1 protein-coding gene is annotated in these 457 nt (G+C 60.0%); it reads right to left on the bottom strand.

The window, feature by feature from the left end; translation table 11 throughout:
* Nucleotides 1–373 (bottom strand): phage minor tail protein L (locus KMS84_RS39025; protein WP_438819038.1); only part of this gene is annotated, 373 nt, incomplete at its 3' end.
* Nucleotides 374–457 lie beyond the last annotated feature (84 nt).

Raw genomic sequence — 457 nt, forward strand, 5'->3', positions numbered from 1 at the left:
CCAGATAACTGCCCAGCGTGTGACGCATGGTCAACTTGAAATCAGCGAGATCCTGGAACGCCAAGCAAAGCGCAGTGATGCGCCCATTGACGTTGCCCACCGACAGCGCAGGCCTAACCGCCGTCCCATCGCCGTTGGCTTCAATGCCGTCGATCTGCATCGGCCAGGCGCCGTACTCTTCACCCTGCCAATAGATGGGTTTGGCGGGCAGCTGGTCAGCCTGGGCGCCGGCGGCAATCAGCTCCGCTGGAGTGTGCGGAATGGAGTGCCCGTGAAAGCGCAGAATGTCCGCGCCAAAGTCAGTGCCGTCCAATTCAAAGAGCAGCACTTCGCTGCCAGGCTCAAGAGCCTGGATATCACTGATCAGCGGCATACTTGCCCCTTATGGAAGAAACGATTGGGTGAAGGTGGTTGTCAGCGTGAACATCCCCGCGCCGTTCGGCGTGATTGCCGGAGC

The organism is Streptomyces hilarionis (assembly GCF_024539675.1).
GTDB lineage: Bacteria > Actinomycetota > Actinomycetes > Streptomycetales > Streptomycetaceae > Streptomyces > Streptomyces hilarionis.